This is a genomic window from Microvirga flavescens, assembly GCF_003290125.1.
Lineage (GTDB): Bacteria > Pseudomonadota > Alphaproteobacteria > Rhizobiales > Beijerinckiaceae > Microvirga > Microvirga flavescens.
On the sequence record NZ_QMKH01000003.1, the window covers coordinates 18684 to 41298 of the forward strand.

22 protein-coding genes are annotated in these 22615 nt (G+C 62.5%); 10 read left to right on the forward strand and 12 right to left on the reverse strand.

The genetic code is table 11. From position 1 onward, the window contains the following. Window positions 1–915, forward strand: a complete 915-nt coding sequence (locus DQW91_RS07395) for a DMT family transporter (protein WP_112662976.1) — start codon at window positions 1–3, stop codon at window positions 913–915. Here DQW91_RS07395 and DQW91_RS07400 read toward each other — a convergent pair. From DQW91_RS07400 to fabD, 8 genes are all read right to left on the reverse strand, one after another. Beyond that, on the reverse strand, window positions 893–1318 hold the full coding sequence (locus DQW91_RS07400) for a VOC family protein (protein WP_112662977.1): 426 nt from the start codon (window positions 1316–1318) through the stop codon (window positions 893–895). The genes DQW91_RS07395 and DQW91_RS07400 overlap by 23 nt on opposite strands. A gap of 27 nt (window positions 1319–1345) precedes the next feature. Continuing rightward, entirely contained in the window at window positions 1346–1990 is a 645-nt protein-coding gene (gene gmk / locus DQW91_RS07405; protein ID WP_112662978.1) for a guanylate kinase, read from the reverse strand. 2 nt (window positions 1991–1992) lie between these two features. Then, entirely contained in the window at window positions 1993–2880 is an 888-nt protein-coding gene (locus tag DQW91_RS07410; RefSeq protein ID WP_112662979.1) for a YicC/YloC family endoribonuclease, read from the reverse strand. A gap of 95 nt (window positions 2881–2975) precedes the next feature. Further along, window positions 2976–4337, reverse strand: a complete 1362-nt coding sequence (gene mltG, locus DQW91_RS07415; protein WP_112662980.1) for an endolytic transglycosylase MltG — start codon at window positions 4335–4337, stop codon at window positions 2976–2978. Window positions 4338–4484: 147 nt separating this feature from the next. Further along, window positions 4485–5747 (reverse strand): beta-ketoacyl-ACP synthase II, encoded by a 1263-nt coding sequence (fabF, locus tag DQW91_RS07420; protein WP_112662981.1) that lies wholly within the window; start codon window positions 5745–5747, stop codon window positions 4485–4487. A 122-nt stretch (window positions 5748–5869) separates the two neighbouring features. Next, entirely contained in the window at window positions 5870–6106 is a 237-nt protein-coding gene (locus tag DQW91_RS07425) for an acyl carrier protein (protein ID WP_112662982.1), read from the reverse strand. 242 nt (window positions 6107–6348) lie between these two features. Next, window positions 6349–7086, reverse strand: a complete 738-nt coding sequence (gene fabG / locus DQW91_RS07430; protein ID WP_112662983.1) for a 3-oxoacyl-[acyl-carrier-protein] reductase — start codon at window positions 7084–7086, stop codon at window positions 6349–6351. Window positions 7087–7098: 12 nt separating this feature from the next. After that, on the reverse strand, window positions 7099–8046 hold the full coding sequence (gene fabD / locus DQW91_RS07435) for an ACP S-malonyltransferase (RefSeq protein ID WP_112662984.1): 948 nt from the start codon (window positions 8044–8046) through the stop codon (window positions 7099–7101). Window positions 8047–8194: 148 nt separating this feature from the next. On the opposite strand from fabD, the gene DQW91_RS07440 reads away from it, so the two are divergent. The 5 genes from DQW91_RS07440 (at window position 8195) to DQW91_RS07460 (ending at window position 14298) form a co-directional block, all read left to right on the forward strand. Further along, entirely contained in the window at window positions 8195–9595 is a 1401-nt protein-coding gene (locus DQW91_RS07440; protein ID WP_112662985.1) for an MBOAT family O-acyltransferase, read from the forward strand. Beyond that, on the forward strand, window positions 9595–10761 hold the full coding sequence (locus tag DQW91_RS07445) for an alginate O-acetyltransferase AlgX-related protein (protein ID WP_112662986.1): 1167 nt from the start codon (window positions 9595–9597) through the stop codon (window positions 10759–10761). Before DQW91_RS07440 ends, DQW91_RS07445 begins: the two co-directional genes overlap by 1 nt. A gap of 113 nt (window positions 10762–10874) precedes the next feature. Beyond that, complete coding sequence (rpoZ, locus tag DQW91_RS07450) at window positions 10875–11273, forward strand: DNA-directed RNA polymerase subunit omega (protein ID WP_112662987.1); 399 nt, start codon at window positions 10875–10877, stop codon at window positions 11271–11273. Window positions 11274–11432: 159 nt separating this feature from the next. Beyond that, window positions 11433–13589, forward strand: coding sequence for a RelA/SpoT family protein (locus tag DQW91_RS07455; protein WP_112662988.1), 2157 nt, complete (start codon window positions 11433–11435; stop codon window positions 13587–13589). A gap of 10 nt (window positions 13590–13599) precedes the next feature. Further along, the gene (locus tag DQW91_RS07460) at window positions 13600–14298 is read left to right on the forward strand and encodes a gamma-glutamyl-gamma-aminobutyrate hydrolase family protein (RefSeq protein WP_245410945.1); all 699 of its coding nucleotides are present in this window, start codon (window positions 13600–13602) and stop codon (window positions 14296–14298) included. On the opposite strand, the gene DQW91_RS07465 is transcribed toward DQW91_RS07460, so the two are convergent. Next, window positions 14295–14774 (reverse strand): DUF2269 family protein, encoded by a 480-nt coding sequence (locus DQW91_RS07465; RefSeq protein WP_112662989.1) that lies wholly within the window; start codon window positions 14772–14774, stop codon window positions 14295–14297. The genes DQW91_RS07460 and DQW91_RS07465 overlap by 4 nt on opposite strands. A 1-nt stretch (window position 14775) precedes the next feature. Then, on the reverse strand, window positions 14776–16059 hold the full coding sequence (locus tag DQW91_RS07470) for an SDR family oxidoreductase (protein ID WP_245410946.1): 1284 nt from the start codon (window positions 16057–16059) through the stop codon (window positions 14776–14778). A 150-nt stretch (window positions 16060–16209) separates the two neighbouring features. Here DQW91_RS07470 and pyrE point away from each other — a divergent pair, with 150 nt between their 5' ends. Beyond that, window positions 16210–16794, forward strand: coding sequence for an orotate phosphoribosyltransferase (pyrE, locus tag DQW91_RS07475; RefSeq protein ID WP_112662991.1), 585 nt, complete (start codon window positions 16210–16212; stop codon window positions 16792–16794). A gap of 244 nt (window positions 16795–17038) precedes the next feature. After that, window positions 17039–17686, forward strand: a complete 648-nt coding sequence (locus DQW91_RS07480; RefSeq protein WP_112662992.1) for a LabA-like NYN domain-containing protein — start codon at window positions 17039–17041, stop codon at window positions 17684–17686. Between the two features lie 87 nt (window positions 17687–17773). Here the strand turns inward: DQW91_RS07480 and smpB are convergent, their stop codons facing one another. Both smpB and dapA read right to left on the reverse strand, forming a co-directional pair. Next, window positions 17774–18244, reverse strand: a complete 471-nt coding sequence (gene smpB, locus DQW91_RS07485; protein ID WP_112662993.1) for an SsrA-binding protein SmpB — start codon at window positions 18242–18244, stop codon at window positions 17774–17776. 5 nt (window positions 18245–18249) lie between these two features. Beyond that, window positions 18250–19134, reverse strand: a complete 885-nt coding sequence (dapA, locus tag DQW91_RS07490) for a 4-hydroxy-tetrahydrodipicolinate synthase (protein WP_112662994.1) — start codon at window positions 19132–19134, stop codon at window positions 18250–18252. A gap of 188 nt (window positions 19135–19322) precedes the next feature. On the opposite strand from dapA, the gene DQW91_RS07495 reads away from it, so the two are divergent. Together DQW91_RS07495 and DQW91_RS07500 are read left to right on the forward strand one after the other, a co-directional pair. Continuing rightward, window positions 19323–21392 carry a lytic transglycosylase domain-containing protein gene (locus tag DQW91_RS07495; RefSeq protein ID WP_245410947.1) on the forward strand — a complete coding sequence of 690 codons (2070 nt, stop codon included), beginning with the start codon at window positions 19323–19325 and terminating at the stop codon, window positions 21390–21392. Between the two features lie 55 nt (window positions 21393–21447). Further along, the gene (locus DQW91_RS07500) at window positions 21448–22338 is read left to right on the forward strand and encodes an alpha/beta fold hydrolase (protein ID WP_112663309.1); all 891 of its coding nucleotides are present in this window, start codon (window positions 21448–21450) and stop codon (window positions 22336–22338) included. Window positions 22339–22615 lie beyond the last annotated feature (277 nt).

Genomic DNA, 22615 nt, shown 5'->3' on the forward strand with positions numbered 1-22615 from the left:
ATGACCTCCACCGCTTCTGCAGCCTCGTCCGGCCATCCCGACCGCTGGAGTGCCATCGGCCTCCTCATCGCCACCGGCATTGTCTTCGGCGCGATGTTCCCGCTCGGCAAGCTGGCGCAGCAGGCGGGCGTCTCGCCACTGCCCTGGACCCTGGCGATGCTGCTCGGCGGCGGACTTCTCCTCTTGCTGCTCAGCTTCGCGCGAAAGCAGCCCATCGAAATGTCGCGCCGGCATCTGCGCTACTACGTCATCGCAGGCTTTTTCACGATGGGCCTGCCGTATTTCATCCTGTTCACGGTGATGCCGCACCTTGGCGTGGGACTCTCCTCCGTCGTCTATACGCTCCCACCCATCCTCACCCTCACCTTCGCCGCCATGATCGGCCTCGAAAGGCCGGGGTTGCGCCGCGTCCTCGGCATCGGGCTCGGCTTCATCGGCGCGGCGATCATCGCGGGCCAGCGCAGCAGCCTGCCCTCACCCGATCTGCAAGGCTGGCTGATCCTGGCTTTTGCGATCCCCGCATCCGTCGCGGTGGGCAATATCTTCAGAACGCGCTTCTGGCCGCCCGGCTCTGCCGCCTTGCCCCTCTCCGCCGGAACGATGCTGGCAGGTGGGATCTGGATGACGCTCATCATCCTCGGCAAGGGTCAGGGGCCACTGATCGCCACGTTGGGAGAGGCCCCCTTGTTGGCGCTGCTTCAGGCCGCGCTGAACGCCTGCCAGTTTCTGATGTTCATGCGCCTGCAGCAGATGGCCGGGCCCGTCTATGTCAGCCAGATGGGCTATGTGGGCACCGCCACCGGCCTCGTTTCCGGCGCGCTGTTCTTCGGCGAGACCTATTCGCCCTGGATCTGGGCGGCGAGCGCCACCATCGCCGCCGGCGTTCTGGTCGTCAATTCGGACCGCCGGGCCTGAGTGGCCAAACCTGCGGGACCGGACCTTTCAGGTCCCAGTAGTTCCCGTAGAGATCCTTGAAAATCACGACGAGCCCGTAAGGCTCATTTCGCGGCTCTTCGTAGAAGACGACGCCTTTCGTGCGCATGTCTTCATAGTCCCGCCAGAAGTCATCGGTGTGGAGGAAGAGAAACGCGCGCCCGGCAGCTTGATCTCCGACCCGGGCGATCTCCTCAGGCGTCTCGGCCCTGACGAGGACGAGACCGGGGCCGTTCGAGCCCGGCGGCACGACCACGACCCAGCGCTTGCTCCCGGAAAGCGGTGTGTCCTGAGACAGACTGAAACGGAGGACGCGCGTGAAATAGTCGATGGCCTCGTCGTAATCACGCACGAGGAATGTCACGGCTCCGATGGCTTGTGTCATCTCAGATCCGCCATCGGATAAATGATCTCAAACCTTCGCGGCAAGCAGCCCGTCGATGAAGCCCTTCAGCTCCACCTGCCGTTCGCGGCGCAGGCGCTCGGAAGCGAGGATGGCCTTCAGTTCACCGAAGGTGCGGTCGAGGTCGTCGTTGACGAGGACGTAGTCATACGCCTCCCATTGGGCGATCTCGTCCCGTGCGTTGCGCAGGCGGCGCTCGATGACTTCGGGCGTGTCTTCCGCGCGGCGGATAAGGCGCGATTTCAACTCTTCCATCGACGGCGGGAGGATGAACACGCTCACCACATCCGAGCGCATCTTCTCGACGATCTGCTTGGTGCCCTGCCAATCGATGTCGAACATCATGTCCTCGCCACGCGCGAGGGCCTGTTCCACTGGCTTGCGGGGCGTGCCGTAGTAATTGCCGTGCACCTGCGCCCATTCGAGCAGATCGCCGCGATCGCGCTGTTCCTCGAACTCGGCGACATCTTCCATGAAGTTGTAGTGCACGCCGTTGATCTCGGACGGGCGCTTGGCGCGCGTCGTCACGGAGATGGACAGCTTGATGCCGCGATCCTCGCGCACGAGATTGCGCGTCAGCGTCGACTTGCCCGCGCCGGACGGCGAGGACAGGATCAGGAGAAGGCCGCGCCGTTTGAGGGAGATGATGCTCATCGCTATTCCACGTTCTGCACTTGCTCGCGGAATTGCTCGATTACCGCTTTGAGTTCAAGCCCAATTCGCGAAATCGACACGTCATTCGCCTTGGCGCAGAGCGTGTTGGCCTCGCGGCCGAATTCCTGCGCCAGAAAATCGAGCCGCCGCCCGACCGCGCCGCCTTCCGTCAGCAGGCCGCGCGCGGTATCGATATGGGCGCGCAGGCGATCGAGCTCCTCGCGAATGTCGGCACGAGCCGCGATGAGCACCGCCTCCTGGTGCAGGCGATCCCGATCGAGCGTCGAGCCCGCGCCCATGATCTGCTCTATCTGCGCCGCAAGGCGCGTGCGGATTGCCTCGGACTGGCGGGCAGGCGCGGCATCGGCCTCGTCAGTCAGGCGGGCTATCGTCTCAAGATGCTGCTCCAGCACCGCCTTGAGCGCCCTGCCCTCCGTCAGGCGCGAGGCCTTGAGGCTCTCGATCAGGCGCAGCACGGCGGCCTTGAGATCGGCGAGAAGCGCCTCGTCCTGCCCCGGCTGCGTGCCCTCCTCCTCGATCTCCACGACGCCGCGCACGTTGAGGAGCCCGTCGAGGGAAGCAGGCTGCACCGTTGCGGGAAGCTCGAGTTCGGCGACCGCCGCGAGGAGCGACTTCAGCACCTCGCCGTTGACGCGCACCTTGGGGGCCGTCGTAGTTTTCGCAAGCGAGAGATTGAGCTGGCCCTGGCCGCGCGTCAGCGCCTTCAGGATCGAGCCTCGCGCATCCTCGCCGACGGCATCCATGCCGATGGGCGTCTTCACGCGGACCTCGAGCCCGCGCCCGTTCACCGTCTTGATTTCCCAGGCCCATTGGGACGAGCCCGTCACACCAGCCTCACGGGCAAAGCCGGTCATACTCGCAATGGACATTCTCGATAGCCTCACAAAAGAAAAGAGCGCGGGACCATAGTCCGCGCTCCTGTATGCCGCAAGAAAACCGGCAGGCGACTCTCAATCAGGCGCCTTTAAGGCTGCTTGAGATTGGGGACGGACTTGCCGGAGTTCAGGTCGAAATTCTTGTTCTTGAGCGGGTCCTTGTTGGTCCCCTCGCTCGCATCGAAAGCGCGCGGGCGCGCGCCGGGCTTGAGCACGGCGGGCGCCTGATCCTGCGCGAGGGACGGGGACGCAGCGGCGCCACCTTGACCGCGCGTATCATCCTCGGGCTCCACGCGATCCACATTGCCGTCGGTCGTGGCTTTCGCCTTCTCGATCTGACGCCAGCGGGTGACGTTGCGTTGGTGTTGCTCGTAAGTCTCGGCGAAGGTGTGGCCGCCGGTGCCGTCAGCCACGAAGTAGAGATCCTTGGTCCGTGACGGGTTGGCGACAGCCTCCAGCGCCGCGCGGCCCGGATTGGCGATGGCGCTCGGCGGCAGGCCTTCGATCACATAGGTGTTGTACGGGGTCGCGGTTTCGATCTCGTTCTTGGTGATGCCACGCCCGAGGGTGCCCTTGCCGCCCACGAGGCCGTAGACGATGGTCGGGTCGGATTGCAGCTTCATGCGCTTGTTGAGGCGGTTGATGAACACCGCCGCGACCCGCGTGCGCTCATCGGCGCGGCCCGTCTCCTTCTCCACGATGGAGGCGAGGATCAGCAATTCCTGCGGAGTCTTGATCGGCAGGTCGGACGAACGGCGCTGCCAGATCTGCGTCAGCGCCTGACGCTGCGCCGCCTGCATGTTCGTCACCATCTGCTGACGGGTCATGCCGCGTTCGAACTTGTAGGTGTCGGGCAGCATGGAACCCTCGCGCGGGGTCTCGATCACGTCGCCGGAGAGAATCTCGTTGTCGTAGAGGCGCGCGACGATCTGATCGCTCGTCAGGCCTTCGGGAACCGTCACCGAATGCAGGATGGCCTTGCCCTGGACGAGCGTGTCGATGGTATCCTCGAGGCTCGCCTTTGCCTTGAACAGGAACTCGCCCGCCTTGAGCTGGCCGCGCTGACGGTTCAGCAGCGCATAGACCTCGAACAGCATCGGCTGGTCGATGACGCCTTCATCCTTGAGCAGGGTCGCGATCTCGGACGTGCCGGTGTTGCGGGGGATGACCACGACCTTGTCGGCCTGCAACGGTCCCGGAGCGGACACTTCCTTTTCCAGAACCGTGATGCCGAAAATCGCGGCGCCGGCCAGGGCGATCAGAAGGGTCAGCAAGCCGCTGACGGTCGACATCATGCCACCGCGGCGGCGGCGCACGCGCGGCGGCGGAGGAGGAGCGGCCATGGGCTTGATCGCTTCGCTGGGCGATTTCGGCGCGAGGCGAGGCTGCAGGTCGTTCTCCTGCCCCTCAGGCTGCTGCATCAAAGGCGACTGCTTTTTTCTGCCGAACATCAGGAAAACTATCTAGAAAGCCGCGTCTCTTCCGCGAACCGGGAGCTGCGCGATGACAAATATGGCGGGCGCCAAATCGGCGGACAAGCCGCGATAGGACACCTTACCAAGGATTATGGCAAAAAGCGGTAATAAAGGCGCGTCCGGTTAAGAGACGCGCCGGAAAACCAGCGACGCGTTGGTGCCGCCGAAGCCGAACGAGTTGGACAACGCGATATTCACGTCCTTGCGCTTGGCCTTGTGAGGCACGAGGTCGATGGCCGTTTCGACTGACGGATTGTCGAGGTTGAGCGTCGGCGGAATGATGCCGTCGCGCATGGCCAGCATCGAGAAGATGGCCTCGACGGCGCCCGCCGCCCCGAGCAGATGGCCGATGGCAGACTTGGTCGAGGACATGGAGAGCTTGCCCGCCGCGTTGCCGACGATGCGCTCCACGGCCTTCAGCTCAAGCTCGTCGCCCATGGGCGTCGAGGTGCCATGCGCGTTGATGTAGTCGATCTCGGAGGCCGAGATGCCCGCCCGCTTGATGGCGGCGGCCATGCAGCGATAGGCCCCGTCGCCATCCTCGGACGGCGAGGTGATGTGGTAGGCATCGCCCGACAGGCCGTAGCCGATGACCTCGGCATAGATCTTCGCGCCGCGCGCCTTGGCATGCTCGTATTCCTCGAGCACCACCACGCCCGCGCCCTCGCCCATGACGAAGCCGTCACGGTCCTTGTCATAGGGGCGCGAAGCCTTTGTCGGGTCTTCGTTGAAATTCGTGGACAGCGCCCGGCAGGCCGCGAAGCCCGCGATCGAGAGCCGGTTGATGGGCGATTCCGTGCCGCCCGCGACCATCACCTCCGCATCGCCAAGGGCGATGAGGCGCGCGGCGTCGCCGATGGCGTGCGAGCCCGTGGAACAGGCGGTGACGACCGCGTTGTTCGGTCCCTTGAGGCCATGCTCGATGGAAACGTAGCCGCCCGCCAGGTTGATGAGGCGGCCGGGAATGAAGAAGGGCGAAATGCGGCGGGGGCCACGCTCGATGAGCGTCTGCGAGGCCTCGTAGATGCCGCCGATGCCGCCGATGCCCGAGCCGATCAGCACGCCCGAGGCGCACTGGTCCTCGTAAGAGGTCGGCTTCCAACCGGCGTCATTGAGCGCCTGGGTCGCCGCAGCCATCGCATAGACGATGAAGGGATCGACCTTGCGCTGCTCCTTCGGCTCCATCCACTGGTCGGGATTGAAGGTGCCGTTGGAGCCGTCCCCGGTCGGGATCTGGCAGGCGATGCGGCAGGCGAGATCTTCGGTCTCGAAACCTTCGATCTTGTTTGCGCCGCTCTTGCCCTCGAGGATACGCGACCATGTTTCCTCCACCCCGCAAGCGAGGGGAGTGACCATGCCAAGACCTGTTACGACGACGCGACGCATGCTTAATCCTGCCATTTAGACGGGGCGCGGTCCGGGCGGAAACGAGGTTTCGCCTGTCCGGACCATGCCTTTAAACAAAATACGGGCGTCGGATGGTTCGTCCGACGCCCTTGAAGGCCTGATTAGGCCGCGTTCTTCTCAAGGAACTTGATCGCGTCGCCGACGGTCACGATCGTCTCGGCGGCGTCGTCCGGGATCTCGACATTGAATTCTTCTTCGAAGGCCATGACGAGCTCGACGGTGTCAAGGCTGTCGGCGCCCAGGTCGTCGATGAAGTTGGCATTGTCCGTCACCTTCTCGGCGTCGACGCCCAGGTGCTCGACAACGATCTTCTTCACGCGATCAGCGATGTCACTCATCGTTCTTTATCCTCAGTGGCTGCCGCCCCACACTATCCGGAGCGGATCAAGAATTAGATTTCAGTTCAGCGGCTCTGCCCGTTTCTCGCGGGAACGGTCGGCTTACGCCGTGCAAAGCCGCATTTTTGATCGCCGGTCAACCCCTACGACCCAATGGACCCCATGCTTAACACAAGCTTATCGTGTCTGGCGAGGGGGCGAAGGATTTCGCAAACAGATTCCGGCAGGCGCCTTAAGCGCCTTTAGAACATAGCCATTCCGCCGTTGGCGTGAAGGGTGTGGCCCGTCACGTAGCCAGCTTCGTTCGATGCCAGATACACCACCGCGGAGGCGATTTCATCCCCCTTTCCGAGGCGGCTCATGGGAATCGTTCCGAGGATGGCTTCCTTCTGCTTGTCGTTCAGGACGTCCGTCATCGGCGACTCGATGAAGCCCGGAGCGACGCAGTTCACCGTGATGTTGCGGCTGGCGACCTCGGCGGCGAGCGCCTTGGTCATGCCGATCAGGCCCGCCTTGGCGGCGGCATAGTTGCCCTGCCCCGGATTGCCCGTGGAGCCGACCACCGAGCCGATATTGACGATGCGGCCGTAACGGCGGCGCATCATGTTCTTCACCGCCGCGCGGGAGAGGCGGAAGGCCGCGGTGAGGTTGACGGCGATGACCTGGTCCCACTCCTCATCCTTCATGCGCATGAAGAGGTTGTCGCGGGTGATGCCGGCGTTGTTGACGAGGATATCGAGCCCGTCCATCGCGGTTTCCGCAGCGGGAACAAGGGCTTCGACGGAATCCTTGTCGGCCAGATTCGCCTCGACCACATGAACGCGCTCGCCCAGCGAAGCCGCGAGTTCATCCAGCGCCGCGCGGCGGGTGCCGGAGATAGCGACGGTTGCGCCCTGGGCATGAAGGGCGCGGGCAATCGCCCCGCCAATTCCACCGGTCGCGCCGGTGACAAGAGCCTTGCGGCCGCTCAGATCGAACATGAAAGGCTCTCCTCAACCTTGAAGGGATGCTTTGAAGGTGGCGACGTCGTCGGGCCCGCCGATGGCCGTGGCGGCCGCTCCCGCCGCGATGCGTTTCACGAGTCCGGTCAAGACCTTGCCGGCCCCGACCTCATAGAACGATTCAACGCCTTGAGACGCCATGTAAGCGACGCTTTCGCGCCAGCGGACCGTGCCCGTGACCTGACGGACGAGGCAGTCGCGGATGGCGACGGGGTCGGAGACTGGGCCGGCCAGCACGTTGGCCACCACCGGAACCGACGGCGCGTTGACGGTCACCTTCGCCAGAGCCTCCCGCATCGCCTCGGCGGCGGGGGCCATCAGGGAACAATGGAAGGGGGCGGACACGGGCAGCATCACCGCGCGCTTGGCGCCCTTTTCCTGGGCGATGACGACCGCGCGCTCAACGGCGGCCTTGTGGCCGGAAACGACGACCTGAGCGCCGCCATTGTCGTTGGCCGTATCGCAGACCTCGCCCTGCGCCGCCTCACGGGCGACCTCAAGGGCCGCCTCGAACTCGAGGCCGAGAAGGGCCGCCATGGCCCCCTGCCCGACCGGCACCGCGCTCTGCATGGCGTTGCCGCGAATGCGCAGCAAACGGGCCGTATCGGCGATGGAAAGGGTTCCCACTGCGGCAAGGGCCGAATATTCGCCGAGCGAGTGGCCGGCGACAAAGGCGGCATCGCGCTTCAGGTCGAGCCCGGCCTCAGCCTCCAGCACGCGGATTGCGGCGAGGCTGACGGCCATCAGGGCCGGCTGGGTGTTGGCGGTAAGCGTCAATTCCTCCGCCGGACCATCCCAGATGATGCTGGACAGCTTCTGGGAGAGAGCCTCGTCCACCTCATCGAACACGGCCTTGGCCTGCGGAAATGCATCGGCAAGGGCCTTGCCCATCCCGACCGACTGGCTTCCCTGACCGGGAAACACGAATGCGCGCTTCATGAAGTGACGCCTTTATTTTCAAAAATCCGCGCGGGACTCGCACCCACTGGCCCGGGAGTCAAGCGTTTGGGCGGTTCTCCACAAAGCCCGGGCTTGCGGAAAGGAGGAGACCCGCATAAGCGAACGCTTCAAAGTCACACGATGCTCGATGCCCTTTAACTCAGCGATATTCCTGTTCATTTTCGCCCCGTTCGTCATCGGGGCCAACGCCTTGCTGCCGTCCCGAATGAGGAACGTTTTCCTCGTTCTGGCGAGCATCGCCTTTTACGCCTGGGGCGAACCACATTTCGTGCTGGTGGTCATCGCCTCCTCGCTCATCGACTACGGGCTGGCCGCCTGGATCGGGCGTTCGACGTCGGACAGAACCCGCCGCATCGCGCTGACCGTCGGCGTCGTTCTCAACATCGGACTGCTTCTCTACTGCAAATACCTCGGCTTTTTCGTCGAGAACCTGCAGGCGCTGTTCGGGGCGCTCGGCCTGCCGAGACCGGATATTCTGCTGCCCCTCGGCATTTCCTTCATCGTTTTCGAGAAAATCACGTACATCGTCGATGTCTATCGCCGCGTTTCGGCTCCGGCCCGCTCGGTGACGGACTACCTTCTCTTCGTCTTTCTCTTTCCCAAGCTGCTCGCCGGGCCGATCCTGAAATTCCATGAGATGCGCGCCCAGATCGAGCGCCATGTGGTGACGTGGGACGATGTGGAGCAAGGCGCGTTCCGCTTCGCGATGGGGCTCGCCAAAAAGGTGCTGATCGCGGATTCCGTCGCCGAGATTGCCGACCAGGTCTTCAACATTCCCGCCGCGAAGATCGGCTTCGGCCATAGCTGGCTCGGCGCCTTATGCTTCGCGGTCCAGATCTATTTCGATTTCTCGGCCTATTCGGACATGGCGATCGGCCTTGCCCGCACCCTCGGCTTTAGGCTGCGGGAGAACTTCAACCAGCCCTATCTCGCCATCGGCTTCACCGATTTCTGGAAACGCTGGCACATCTCCCTTTCGACCTGGATCCGCGACTACCTTTATATTCCCCTGGGGGGCAGCCGGGTTTCGACGCCCCGGATGTACCTCAACCTGTGGATCTGCTTCCTGTCCTCCGGGCTCTGGCACGGCGCGAACTGGACGTTCGTGCTCTGGGGCGCATTTCACGGGCTTTTCGTGTCGGCGGATCACATGGGCCTCAACCGCCATGTGTGGCCGCGCCTGCCGCGCGCCGTCGGCATCGCGGTCACGGCGCTCCTTGTCATGCTGGGGTGGGTGATCTTCCGCGCGACCTCGCTCGGTCAGGCGCTCACGCTTTTTAGCGCGATGCTCTCACCGGCACGCGAAACGAAAAGCGTCATCACTGTTGAGCTCGACTCGATCCTCGCGCTTGCCGTCGGCGTTATTCTGTCCGTTACGCCTCTGGACTGGGCCCGCTCCATCGCCGACAGATTTGCCGCCCGGCTTTGGCCGAGCCTATCGCAGATCGGCCTTCTCGCCCTGACCGTCTGGTCGTTCGGGCGGGTCTTCGTTTCGACCTTCAAGCCGTTCATTTATTTCCGTTTTTGATGAAGCAGCTTCTCAAACGCCCCGTCCTGGCGCTCCTGATCCTTCTCACCCTTTTGCCGGGGGCGGCGATGCTCGCGCAAAAATCGGGCGTGAAGATTTTCGCAGGGTTTACCAAGACGTCCCTCGGAGGCGTGGTAGATCCCGCGCCGCCACCGAAATGGACGTTGACGTCCTTCCTCGACGGAAACTTGCAGAAGCAGCTCAGCCTTTGGGTGCCTGAGCAGATGGGCCGCCCGCGCGAAACCATGCTGCGCCTCAACAACGGCCTCGGCTACGTGATGGGCCGGAGCTTCAATCCGGACGTCATCATCGGGCGTAACAGGATGCTTTACCCCAAGGACTATGTCCGGGAGTGGTGCAGCAAGCCGCGTCCGAACAAAAGGCAGGCTGAGGTCGTCAATCAGATCGTCAAGCTGCGGGACGACGTGACGGCCTCCGGCAAGCGCTTCCTGCTCGTCCTGAGCCCCGGCAAACCCTCCATCTACTCGGAATACCTCAAGACGCCCTGCGACGGAGATTCCAACAATCGGCGCATCTCGCAGATCAAGACCGCCCTCGCCGCCAGCAACGTCGAAATGGTCGATGGAACGGTTGCCTTGCGTAATGCCAAGCGGTCACAGAATCTCCCGCTGTTCGGCCGTGATGGGCTGCACTGGAACGCCCTCGGCGCGTCCTTTACTGTCAACGCCATCGTCGACAATCTGGAGCGGCAACTCGGCAAGCCGATGCCGCGGCTCAAGGTCGAGAACATGACGGTCGACAGCCGCTCCCCCGTAGCGGACCAGGATCTCGGCGCGCTCCTCAACCTTCCTTTCAGGCTGTGGCCCTATCCCTCCCCGCACCCCGTCTTCGACGCAGGCAAGGAGGGCTACAGGCCGCGCATCTTGATGGTCGGCACGAGCTTCTGCTGGCAATTGCTCGACCTCATGGGCGTCAACCGGATCTCCGACGACCTGAGATTCTATTACTATTTCAGCAAGATCGCTCAGGCGAAGGAAGGAAACGTCGAAATCTCGGACGTCAGTTTCGCCGCCGGGAAAGACTTGCCCGCCGCCTTCGAGCGGGCCGAGGTGGTCGTGCTGGAAATCAACGAGGCCAACGTCCTCGCGGACTATACCAGCCAGCTTCAGGCCGACATCGCCCGCCTGCTGAAAAAGGGCGGTTGACAATGCGGCGATACGGCTGAAGCCTGAGCCGTCTATCCCCTTGTTTTCGTATGGCATTCAGTGTATCGAGCCCGTCTTAAACAATTTCCCGAACCCGAAGAAGGAGCCTCCGCATGGCTCGTGTGACCGTCGAAGATTGCATCGACAAGGTCGATAACCGGTTTGAGCTCGTTCTGCTCGCCAGTCATCGCGCCCGCCTGATCTCCTCCGGCTCGCCGCTGACGGTGGATCGCGACCGCGACAAAAACCCCGTCGTGGCCCTGCGTGAGATCGCCGACGAGACGATCGCCCCGGACGATCTCAAGGAACAGCTGATCCACTCGATGCAGAAATATGTCGAGGTGGACGAGCCCGAGGCTGAGGCCGTTCCGCTGCTCGGCAACACCGCCGCTGCGAGCGCTGCCGACGACTCGGAAGTCCAGTTCGATCGCATGAGCGAGGAAGACCTGCTGCGCGGCCTCGAAGGCCTCGTGCCGCCGACCCACAGCGCGGACGACGACGACCGCGAATAAGGTCCGATTGTACGGTATTCAAAAGCCCGGCCCGCGCCGGGCTTTTTTATTGGCGATTTTTCGCCCCATCGCGAACCGTTCAGCTTGCGATCATGCAAGGTTCGACAATATCCTTTTAACCTCAGCCGGTTATCAGAGCAGGAAGGAGATGTTCAGCCGATGATGCGCCAGTACGAACTTGTCGAGAGGGTCAAGCGCTACAACCCTTCGACCGACGAGGCGCTGCTCAATCGTGCGTATATCTACGCCATGATGGCCCACGGCACCCAGAAGCGGGCCTCCGGCGACCTGTTCTTCGGCCATCCCCTCGAAGTCGCGGCCATCCTCACCGACCTCAAGCTCGACGACGCCACCATCGCCGCCGCCGTGCTGCACGACACGGTGGAGGATACCGAGGCGACGCTGGAGGAGATCAACAAGACCTTCGGCCCGCAGATCGGCTCCCTCGTCGACGGCCTGACCAAGATCAAGCGTCTCGATCTCGTCTCCAAGCGCGCCGCTCAAGGTGAAAATTTCCGCAAGCTGCTGCTTGCCATCGCCAACGACGTGCGCGTGCTGCTGGTGAAGCTCGCCGATCGCCTGCACAACATGCGCACGCTCCAGTTCATGTCGCCGGAGAAGCGCAAGCGCATCGCCGAGGAAACGCTGGACATCTACGCGCCGCTTGCCGGACGCATGGGCATTCAGGAAATGCGCGAGGAGTTGGAGGATCTCTCCTTCCAGAACCTCGACCCTGACGCCTACGAGGCGATCAGCCGCCACCTGCGCGACCTGACGGTCAAGAACGAGAAGCTCGTAGAGCAGATCGAGCAGGACCTCACCGCCAAGCTCGAGGCCAAGGGCATACACGCGGTCGTCTCCGGGCGGCAGAAGCGGCCCTATTCCGTGTGGCGGAAGATGGAACGCAAGTCCCTCGCCTTCGAGCAGCTCTCCGACATTTTCGGATTTCGGGTGATCGTCGACAACCTGGACGATTGCTACCGCGCGCTCGGCGTCGTCCACACGTCATGGCCGATGGTGCCGGGGCGTTACAAGGACTACGTCTCCACGCCGAAGCAGAACGATTACCGCTCGATCCACACCACCGTCATCGGCCCCGGCCGGCAGCGCGTGGAATTGCAGATCAGAAGCCACGAGATGGACGAGATCGCGGAGTTCGGCATCGCGGCTCACGCCCTCTACAAGGAAGGCATTCACGACAATTCGCGACTGGCGAACGAAAGCCGCGCCTATCAATGGCTGCGGCGCACGGTCGATCTTCTCGCCGAGGGCGACAATCCGGAAGAATTTCTGGAGCACACCAAGCTCGAACTCTTCCACGATCAGGTTTTTTGCTTCACGCCGAAGGGGCGGCTCATCGCCCTGCCGCGCGGGGCAACGCCCATCGATTTCGCCTATGCGGTGCACACCGATGTCGGCAACACCGCCGTCGGCTGCAAGATCAACGGGCGCATCGCTCCCCTGCTGACGGAACTGCAGAACGGCGATGAGGTCGAGATCATCCGCTCGGAAGGCCAGACGCCTCCGGCTGCATGGGAATCCCTCGTCGTTACCGGCAAGGCGCGCGCCTCGATCCGCCGCGCCACGCGCGCTGCGGTCCGCCGCCAATATACGGGCCTTGGACGCCAGATCCTCGAGCGTGCCTTCGAGCGTGGCGGCAAGGCGTTCTCGGACGAGAAGCTGAAAGGCGCCCTGCCCCGCCTCGCACGCGCCTCCATCGAGGACGTGCTCGCTGCCGTCGGGCGCGGAGAGATGTTCTCCGGCGACGTGGTGCGCGCGGTCTATCCCGACTTCAAGGAAGAGAGACGCGCCACTCATGCGGAGATGGCGGCGGCCGGCGGCAATGAAGGCCTCGGCATCTCCACCGGCATTCCCATTCGCGGCATCAACCGCGATATGCCGATCCGTTTCTCGCCCGAAGGCGGCGCGGTGCCGGGAGATCGCATCGTCGGCATCCTGACCCCCGGCGAAGGTGTGACCATCTACCCGATCCAGTCCTCCTCGCTCGCGGCCTTCGACAACGAACCCGACCGCTGGATCGACGTGCGTTGGGACATCGAAGCCCATGCTGACCAGCGCTTCCCCGCGCGCATCAAGCTTGAATCCATCAACGAGCCGGGCTCGCTCGCGCAGATCACGCAAGTGATCGCCGATCATGACGGCAACATCGACAATGTCTCGATGAAGCGCCGCACACAGGACTTCCACGACATGATCATCGATCTGTCCGTGTGGGACCTCAAACAACTCAACGCGATCATCACCGAGCTGCGCGCCAAGCGCGTCGTCAGCAAGGTCGAGCGCGTCGTCGGATAGGACAAGAGAAGTGAGCAGCAAGCCCCGCATCGCCATCATCATGGATGAGAACACCAGCAGTGGCGGCAATCTCTATGAGACGACGAAGGCTTACTTTCTCGCCGTTCATCAGGCGGGCGGCCAGCCTTTCGGCATTCCCTATTTCGCCGACATGGTGGCCCCGGTCGTGGACGAGTTCGACGGCTTCGTCAGCGTCGGCGGGCGAATCCGTTTCCCGGAAGCGTGGTACCTCGCAGGCCATGAATCCCACTACCCGCGATCCGAGCGTCTCGATGTCGAAATGGCGCTGATGCAGGGCTTCCTCGACCGCGACAAGCCCGTGCTCGGCATCTGCAACGGCATGCAGATGTTAGCCAGCCTCCACGGCGCGCGCATGGTCCACGAGGTGAAAAAGCTCGGCGCGCACATTCTCGAACACGACAATCGCGAGGTGACGCACAAAGTCTCCATCGAACCGGGCACGCTGCTCTCACGTATCGTCGGGGCGCAGCAATTCGAGGTGAACAGCCGCCACCGGGAAGCGATCGCCGAAGTCTCCAGCGGGGCCATCGCTGCCGCCAGGGCCGAGGACGGCATCATCGAAGCCATCGAAATCCCCTCCCGCCGCTTCGCGCTGGGCCTGCAATGGCACCAGGAGGCATTCGTGACGCAGGACGACCACCCGGGCAACGGAATTTTCGCGGCGTTTGTCGAGGCGGCGAAAACTTAAATCAGCTCGAACGGCGGCCTTACCAACATCAGCCAGATGATGGCGAGAACAGCCCCGAAGGCCGGAAAGCCGCACGCAAACCAGATTCTGAAAAGCCGATGATATTGCGGCGGCAAGGGATGTTGCCGTTTTGCTGCGGCTCGGGCTAGATCACGCAGGCGTAACTGGATCCACACGACGGGAAGCCAGAAGATGCCTGTAAAGACGTAGAGAACGAGCGACAAAAGTATCCACCCTGTGCTCAACGGCCAGCCGATCTGCATCGCCAAGACAGCCCCGGAGATGGGTTGAGCGATAACGGCGGTCGTGGTGAAGAGAAGATCTGCCACCACAACGGTTCCGGCGACATGCGCGATGAGAGCTGGATCGCGCGTTCGATGCGCCATCACCATGAAGAACGCGATACCAGCGCCGGTTCCGAGCAGAACAGTTGCTCCAATCACATGGATCCATCGGACGAGATCGAGGATTGCCATATCAGCGCTCCTCCGCCAGAGCGCAGGCAACCAACGCAAGAAAAGCCCCCGGAATGACTTTGATCAGTGGGCCCAATGGATCAAGCCATATGTCGGGAGTGAAGAGCGTCGCCGCCATCAGATAGAGGGCCGTCACCCCGATCATGCCAGAGACTGCGGCTTTAACGAAACGGCGGACCAGGATCATAGCCCCCAAGACGATATCGATCAGGCTGCCGCAAAGCACGGCCAGCATTGCCATCTCACGCCCCCAACCGCGCTCCGTCAGCAGAGCGGACGCGCTATCCAATTCGACAAGCCCTATCATTCCCGATGCGAGCCAGAAGAAACTCAGGACGGCGATGATCGCAGGCTTCAACAGCCACATGCGCCCGAACCAGCGCTCCTGAACAGTCGCCGGCAAGTGTCGTAGGCTCTCATCGAGCGAGCGCAGGCGATGTCCACCCTCTTTACGCCATGTGGAAGCATCCCCCACGACCCCAACGCCAAGCTGCAAAATGGCAGTCGTCCGTAAAGGTGACCGCCACCCGAGATAGCTGAGGAGGTCGCCCAATCGCCCTGTCAGAACTCCGAACCAGGACGGCATCTTTACAACGGGCGCCGGCGGATGCCCTAACCATGATCGGAAAGCAAGAATGACCTCTTGCAGGGAATGCGTGTCACTCTCCACCAGATCATAAATCGTGCGGTCGCGAACACGCCCTTCGATAGCAGCAAGAACCGCTTCGGCAACGTCGTCGATACTTACTGTCTGAACACGTTGCTGGCCGTCGAGGAGCGGGATGGCGAAAGGAAATGACGCAAGGCCTCGTAGCAGCGCCGTCCCGCCATAGGCGTTCGGCGCAAGAACCAGACCTGGCCTCAATATCGTCCAAGGGAGATTGGATGCTGCCAGAGCAGCATCGGCCTGAGCCTTGGTGTGTGAGAATGTCACGTTGCTCTCAAGAGAGACACCGACAGCAGAAATCTGAACCACCTGCTTTATCCCAACGCGTTCGCAGGCTTCGAAGAGCGCTTTCATGGCCTCGAACTGAAGGGCGTGGAGGTTATCTCGCGGACTGTCCTGCAACGCGCCGGCGCAGTTCACAACTGCATCGACATCCGACAGGAAGGGAAGCCACGCGGACGCATCAGTCAGGTATGCAATATCCTGCTCATTCCAGGTCACCTGTGGGTATGAGATTCGCGCCCTCGCCACATCGCGCCCCAAACCCGTTACGCAATGGCCAGCGTCAACAAGCTTGAGACTGACGGGCAGTCCGATGAGCCCGTATGCGCCCAGCACGAGAACCCCGCATGAAAATCCCATCCGCACAGAGAAATTGTTCTCACATGGCCTTAAAGGCTCCCAGCAAACTTTGTTACTAAAATCGCCCTCGACGGCGGTTCTCGAGTTGGGCTAACCAGCCGGGAGAGTTTTAGAGAAGGCCGCGCCATGACCCCGACAGAAGTTCTCGATGAATTCCGCTCCGCCGGCGCCTTGCTGGAGGGGCACTTCATTCTCTCGTCGGGCCTGCACAGCCCTGTCTTCCTGCAGAAGATGTTCGTGTTTCAGGATCCGGCCCGCACGGAGCGGGTTTGCAAGGCCTTGGCGCAGAAGATCAAGGAAGCCTACGGGCCGGTGGATTATGTCGTCTCCCCCGCCGTCGGAGGCATCGTGCCCGGTTACGAGACGGCCCGGCACCTTGGCTGCAAGGCCATTTTCGTGGAGCGCGAGAACGGCGAGTTCGTGCTTCGGCGCGGCTTCACCATTCCCAAAGGCGCGCGCGTCGTGATGGTGGAGGATATCGTGACCACCGGCCTCTCCTCCCGCGAGTGCATCGCCGCCCTGCGCGAGCACCCCGGCGAGATCCTTGGGGCGGCTTGCCTCATCGATCGGTCGGGCGGCAAAGCCGATCTCGGCGTGCCGCTGGTTTCTTTGATCCAGCTCGATATTCCGGCCTATCCCGCCGACGCCCTGCCTCCCGAACTGGCGAAGCTTCCCGCCATCAAGCCGGGCAGCCGCAATCTTACAACATAAAATTCGCGTTTATTTTCATGGGCATATCTGCCCCAGCCGGAAATGACGGTGCTTGACACAATCAAGCACCATCGCTTTACTGTATATGTTGAAATTTTATTATTCCCTGACGAGGGTTTCGGTCAGCCTGTTCTAGAATACGCCGCAAAGAGATCGCTACTTTATTTCGGTTGCGAATAGTTTTGATGTCGTCATTTCAAGTATGGTTTTTGCCGATCCCGAAACGATATAACGCGAGACAAGCATGGCCGGCCAGCAGCGAATTGCCCTCTTCATCGACGGCGCCAACCTCTACGCCACGACGAAGACGCTCGGTTTCGACATCGATTACAAAAAGCTTCTCAAAGAATTTCAAACTCGCGGATCCCTGCTGCGCGCCTTCTATTACACGGCGCTCGTGGAAGATCAGGAATACTCCTCCATCCGCCCGCTGATCGACTGGCTCGACTATAACGGCTATCGCGTCGTGACGAAGCCGACCAAGGAATTCGTCGACTCCGCCGGTCGCCGCAAGGTCAAGGGCAACATGGATATCGAGCTTGCCATCGATGCCCTGGAACTGGCGCCGTATATCGACCAGATGGTGCTTTTCTCCGGCGACGGCGACTTCCGCTCTCTCGTGGAAGCCATGCAGCGGCGCGGGGTTCGCGTCTCCGTGGTCTCCACCGTGACGACCCAGCCGCCGATGGTGGCGGACGAGCTTCGCCGTCAGGCCGATGAATTCCTCGATCTCGCTCAACTGGTCACGAAGATCGGCCGCGATCAGGGCGAGCGCCCACCGCGCCCGGCCGGTGAATTCGGAGAGCGCTCCCGCCCCCAGGGCCCTGTCGGCCCCGGCGGTCTCGAGCGTCGCTACGGCATCCGCCAGACGGAAGACGACAGCGAAGGCTGATCTTCAAAAAAATCGCGGGCGGCACCAAAGTGCGACCCGCGATTATTCTCTGTAAGCGATATTATCGAGCCTTCGTTGCAGCGGGGCTCAGCCCTTCTCGCGCATGAGCCGCCCGCGCTCGCGGTCCCAATCCCGCTTCTTTTCGGTTTCGCGCTTGTCGTGAAGCTTCTTGCCGCGCCCGAGGCCGAGTTCGACCTTGGCCATGCCGCGCTCATTGAAATACATCTTGAGCGGAATGACCGTGAATCCTTCCCGCTGGGTCGCGCCGATCAGCTTGTCGATCTGGCGCTTGTGAAGCAGGAGGCGGCGCGGGCGCTTGGGCTCGTGATTGAAGCGGTTCGCCTGCAGATATTCCGGAATATAGGCGTTGAAGAGATAGAGCTCCTCGCCGGAAGGCCCCGCATAGGACTCGCCGATGGTCGCCTTGCCCTGGCGCAAGGATTTGACCTCCGTGCCGGTGAGCGCGATGCCGGCCTCGAAGGTTTCGACGATCTCGTAATTGAACCGCGCCTTTCGGTTATCGGCGACGATCTTGATGGTTTTGGGGGCGCTCGACATGATCTTCAGGTGTTGATGAGCCCGGCATGGACCATCGCCGCCCGCACCAGCTTCTTCGTGGCGTCGGAGACGGGGATCAGCGGCAGACGCACGGTGTCTTCCATGAGGCCGAGAACCGAGGCGGCGTATTTGACGGGCGAGGGATTGGTTTCGACGAACAGGGATTCATGGAGCGGCATCAGCCGGTCCTGAACCTTCAGGGCCGCCGCGTAATCACCCGACAGGCTCGCTGTCTGCATCTCGCTGCACAGCTTGGGGGCGACGTTCGCGGTGACCGAAATGCAGCCGTGGCCGCCATGCGCATTGAAGCCAAGAGCCGTCGCATCCTCGCCCGAGAGCTGGATGAAATCGGGACCCATGGCCTGACGCTGCTGGCTGACCCGGGCGATGTTGGCGGTCGCGTCCTTCACGCCCACGATGTTCTTCAGCTCATAGAGCCGCGACATGGTCTGGACCGACATGTCGATCACCGAGCGCGCGGGGATGTTGTAGATGAGGATCGGAATACCGACCGCATCATTGATGGCCTTGAAGTGCTGGTAGAGCCCTTCCTGTCCGGGCTTGTTGTAGTAGGGCGTCACGACGAGGAGCGCATCGGCCCCGACCTGCTCGGCATGGCGGGCAAAGCCCAGCGCCTCGGTCGTGCTGTTCGAGCCCGCGCCGGCGATCACCGGCACGCGGCCCTTTACCTCATCGACGCAGATCTCGATGACCCGCTCGTGCTCCTTGTGGCTGAGCGTTGGGCTCTCGCCCGTGGTCCCGACCGGAACGAGGCCATCCGTGCCGTTCTCGATCTGCCAGTTGATGTGGGCACGCAGGGCCCCCTCGTCCACGCCGCCGTTTTTGAAGGGCGTCACGAGGGCTGTGATTGAGCCTTTTAATTGAACCATGACGCCGTTCTCCGTGGATGATGCCTCAACTCTCTAGAGCCGAGAGAGTATGATGGGGACACATAAGGGGTGCGGCCCATTAGCGCAAACCGAGACCCGCGCGTTGTCCTAACGCGGCGGTTGGTGTTTCCTCAAGGATATTGTCTTTGCAAGATCTGCTTTTTCGGTCTTGGCGAAAAGGGGGGCCCATGAGGACGAAGAGTCTTGCGATGCATCTTGTCGCCACTCTCGCCCTTGCCCCAAATCTGGCGACGGCCGGCGAAGTGCCCTTGCCGCATGATGCGCCTTTGCCGCCCCGATACCAGAGCGAGATCCGGTTCGGGTCCATCGACGATGAGGTTTATCTTCCGCAGGCGCTGAGCGATCTCGATTATCTCCCTCTCATCCTCAACGCCTACCGCGCGGGCGACACCGCCGAGGCCGATGTTCTCAAATCCAAACTCCAGCAGCCCGGAGCCAGAGGGCTGGCCGAATGGTTCGCGATCCGCAGCGGCGTCCCGATGGGGTTCGAGCGGATCGCCGCATTTCAGGACGAGTACAGGGACTGGCCGCGCTCGACCCTGATGCGCCGAAGGGCGGAAGAGACGCTTCTGGCGAGCCGGAAGGCTCCGGCACAGGTCATCGATTATTTCGTGGCAGAACCGCCCGTGACGGTGAACGGCCGGATCGCCCTCGCCTTCGCCCTGAAGGCGCGTGGTCTCGACCGGGATGCTGCCGAGCAAATTCGGCGGGTCTGGCGGGAGGAGACTTTCGGGGCAGAGACGGAAGAGAAGATCCTGGACACCTTTGCGGGCAGCCTGTCCCAGGCGGACCATCGCTTCCGCATGGAGCGCTTTGCGCTCAAGGAGAGCTGGGGCGCGGCCCTGCGCGCCGCAGGCCGCGCGGGTAAGGACTCCCCCACCCTCGTGAAAGCGCGCCTTGCCTCGTTTCAGGGAAAGAAAGCCGCCGAGAAAGCCTTCGCCGCCGTTCCCGAGAACCTGCGCTCCGACCCCTCCTACCTCTTCTCCCGCATTCTGTTTCTGCGGCGGAGCGGCAATCTGTCGGAGGCGGCCCGCCTGTTGGCGCAGGCGCCGCGCGATCTGGAGTTGCTCGTCGATGGGGACGAATGGTGGGCCGAACGGCGGCGGATCACACGGGATCTGCTCGACAAAAACGATGCGAAAGCCGCCTATGACGTGGCGAGCCGCCATGCGGCGGAATCTCCCGCGCAGCAAATCGAGGCGGAGTTTCATGCGGGCTGGATTGCCCTGCGGTTTCTGAACGAGCCGCTCAAGGCGGCGGGGCATTTCACGAATGCCGCGCACAATGCCACGACCCCGATTTCGATTGCCCGTGCGACCTACTGGCTGGGCCGCGCCACCGAGGCCGCCGATCTGCCTCAGGAGGCCGCCCTCTCCTACCGGCGGGCAGCCGAGCGCTCGACGACCTATTATGGCCAGCTCGCCCTTGAAAAGCTGAAGCAGCCCGTGGCCCTCAAGAGCGCAGCTCCCCTTTCCGACGAAGCGCGAAAGGCTTTCGAGGCGGCACCTGCCATCGCGGCCATCAAGTTGCTTGAAAAGATGGGCGAGGCCGACCTCGCTCTCACCCTCTATGGCGATTTCGCCCTGGCGCTGAACGATCCTGCGCAACTCGACGCGCTGGCCTCGGTTGCGAAAGCGCAGAACAATGCGCGCGCCGTGCTGGCGATTGGAAAATCCGCCGTTCAGCGCGGGCTGCCTCTCGACCTTCACGCGTACCCGCTTGCGGGTATTCCGGACTTCGAGAAAGTCGGCGATCCCATCGAGCCTGCCATGGTCTACGCCATTGCACGGCAGGAGAGCGCCTTTAACGCAAAAGCCGTTTCAAGCGCTGGCGCGCGTGGGCTGATGCAGTTGATGCCGGCGACGGCGAAGAGCACGGCGCAGCGGTTCAGCCTGCCCTTCGATCTCGAGCGCCTCATGAACGATCCCGCCTACAACGCCACCCTCGGCGCGGCGCATCTCGGCGAGCTCATGGGTGACTGGAAGGGCTCGCACGTTCTGGCTTTTGCTTCCTACAACGCCGGGGGTGGGAACGTGAGAAAGTGGATTCAGACCTATGGCGACCCACGCGAGCCTCAGGTCGATCTGGTGGACTGGGTCGAGCGCATTCCATTCTATGAAACCCGCAACTACGTGCAGCGGGTGATGGAAAACCTGACGGTCTATCGGCAAAGGCTGGAAAGCAGTTCCCTTGCGGACAAGACCGGGAGCGTGCAGCCTTCCGAACGGATTGAATAATGGCCGTTCAATCTGCATGATCCCGCCGGACCACGCACGCGGAGCTCAAGACATCATGGATGGCGGCTATCGGGATCTGTTCGTCTCGGCACAGGACGGCCTTCGGGTTTATGCGCGAGATTATGGACCCGTTGTCTCCTCCGCGACGCCGGTGGTGTGCCTGCCGGGCCTTGCCCGCAATTCCAGCGACTTTCATGAGCTTGCCTTATCCCTCTCGCAAGACGCAACGCCGCGCCGTGTGATCTGCGTCGACTATCGCGGGCGCGGACGCTCGGAATGGGATCAGGACTGGCGTAATTACGATGTGCGGATCGAGGTGAACGACATCCTCCAGATCCTCACGGTTGCGGGCATCGAAAACGCCGTCTTCGTCGGAACCTCGCGCGGCGGGCTCATCATCATGGCGCTTGGCGCGGTGCGCCCGACGCTTTTGCGCGGCGCAGTTCTCAACGATGTCGGCCCGGTGATCGAGGCCAAGGGCCTGATCCGGATCAGGGGCTATATCGGCAAATTGCCGAAGCCCCGGAACTTCCGCGAGGCCGGCCAGATCCTCAAGCAGATGTCTGATACGCAGTTCCCGGCCAACACGGAAGAGCAATGGGAGCGGCTGGCGAAAGGCACCTGGCAGGAGAAGGACGGGGAACTGGTCCTGTCTTACGATCCCGCCCTCCTGAGAACGCTCGAGGCCCTCGACCTTGAAACGCCACTGCCGGACTTGTGGCCTTTCTTCGAAGGTCTCAAGAACATTCCCGTCATGGTTTTGCGGGGAGCGAACTCGGATCTTCTCTCCGCAACGACCCTGGAGGAGATGCAAAAGCGGCACCCGAGCCTCTCGGCCGTCACAGTGCCGGACCAGGGCCATGCGCCGGAGCTGGAAGGCGCCTTGATCGAAACCGTCGGAGAATTCGTCCGTGCTGCGGAGCAGGCCGTAACGTCGAAAGCTTGAACTCGCATGATCTGGATGGACTACCGAGTCCACTTGTTCTGATCATGCTTTAAGCGGCCGAGAGTCTGGGAGTCAGATCATTCTCGCCGTGCCTTGAATTGCGCCGATTGGCGGCAAGGCCCCGCTCCCGACACACCGACCGACCTTTCAGAGAAAAATCGCTTCGCTCCCCACGAGCGCCATGCGTCGCAATACGCGCGAGGGGTCCGGCATGAAACAAGAAAGGGATGAGCGGACGCTAGCTCCACCTCCACTCTCTCTGCCACCCTGCCTCGGA

Excerpts from the sequence above, each read along its gene's own strand:
- DQW91_RS07410 (WP_112662979.1), bottom strand. The coding sequence starts at position 2,880 with ATGTCCATTGCGAGTATGACCGGCTTTGCCCGTGAGGCTGGTGTGACG.
- DQW91_RS07480 (WP_112662992.1), top strand. The coding sequence starts at position 17,039 with ATGGCCGGCCAGCAGCGAATTGCCCTCTTCATCGACGGCGCCAACCTC.
- DQW91_RS07465 (WP_112662989.1), bottom strand. The coding sequence starts at position 14,774 with ATGGCAATCCTCGATCTCGTCCGATGGATCCATGTGATTGGAGCAACT.
- mltG (WP_112662980.1), bottom strand. The coding sequence starts at position 4,337 with ATGTTCGGCAGAAAAAAGCAGTCGCCTTTGATGCAGCAGCCTGAGGGG.
- DQW91_RS07445 (WP_112662986.1), top strand. The coding sequence starts at position 9,595 with ATGAAGCAGCTTCTCAAACGCCCCGTCCTGGCGCTCCTGATCCTTCTC.
- DQW91_RS07495 (WP_245410947.1), top strand. The coding sequence starts at position 19,323 with ATGAGGACGAAGAGTCTTGCGATGCATCTTGTCGCCACTCTCGCCCTT.
- fabF (WP_112662981.1), bottom strand. The coding sequence starts at position 5,747 with ATGCGTCGCGTCGTCGTAACAGGTCTTGGCATGGTCACTCCCCTCGCT.
- dapA (WP_112662994.1), bottom strand. The coding sequence starts at position 19,134 with ATGGTTCAATTAAAAGGCTCAATCACAGCCCTCGTGACGCCCTTCAAA.
- gmk (WP_112662978.1), bottom strand. The coding sequence starts at position 1,990 with ATGAGCATCATCTCCCTCAAACGGCGCGGCCTTCTCCTGATCCTGTCC.
- fabG (WP_112662983.1), bottom strand. The coding sequence starts at position 7,086 with ATGTTCGATCTGAGCGGCCGCAAGGCTCTTGTCACCGGCGCGACCGGT.
- DQW91_RS07395 (WP_112662976.1), top strand. The coding sequence starts at position 1 with ATGACCTCCACCGCTTCTGCAGCCTCGTCCGGCCATCCCGACCGCTGG.
- DQW91_RS07400 (WP_112662977.1), bottom strand. The coding sequence starts at position 1,318 with ATGACACAAGCCATCGGAGCCGTGACATTCCTCGTGCGTGATTACGAC.
- DQW91_RS07455 (WP_112662988.1), top strand. The coding sequence starts at position 11,433 with ATGATGCGCCAGTACGAACTTGTCGAGAGGGTCAAGCGCTACAACCCT.
- fabD (WP_112662984.1), bottom strand. The coding sequence starts at position 8,046 with ATGAAGCGCGCATTCGTGTTTCCCGGTCAGGGAAGCCAGTCGGTCGGG.
- DQW91_RS07425 (WP_112662982.1), bottom strand. The coding sequence starts at position 6,106 with ATGAGTGACATCGCTGATCGCGTGAAGAAGATCGTTGTCGAGCACCTG.
- DQW91_RS07440 (WP_112662985.1), top strand. The coding sequence starts at position 8,195 with ATGCCCTTTAACTCAGCGATATTCCTGTTCATTTTCGCCCCGTTCGTC.
- DQW91_RS07500 (WP_112663309.1), top strand. The coding sequence starts at position 21,448 with ATGGATGGCGGCTATCGGGATCTGTTCGTCTCGGCACAGGACGGCCTT.
- rpoZ (WP_112662987.1), top strand. The coding sequence starts at position 10,875 with ATGGCTCGTGTGACCGTCGAAGATTGCATCGACAAGGTCGATAACCGG.
- pyrE (WP_112662991.1), top strand. The coding sequence starts at position 16,210 with ATGACCCCGACAGAAGTTCTCGATGAATTCCGCTCCGCCGGCGCCTTG.
- smpB (WP_112662993.1), bottom strand. The coding sequence starts at position 18,244 with ATGTCGAGCGCCCCCAAAACCATCAAGATCGTCGCCGATAACCGAAAG.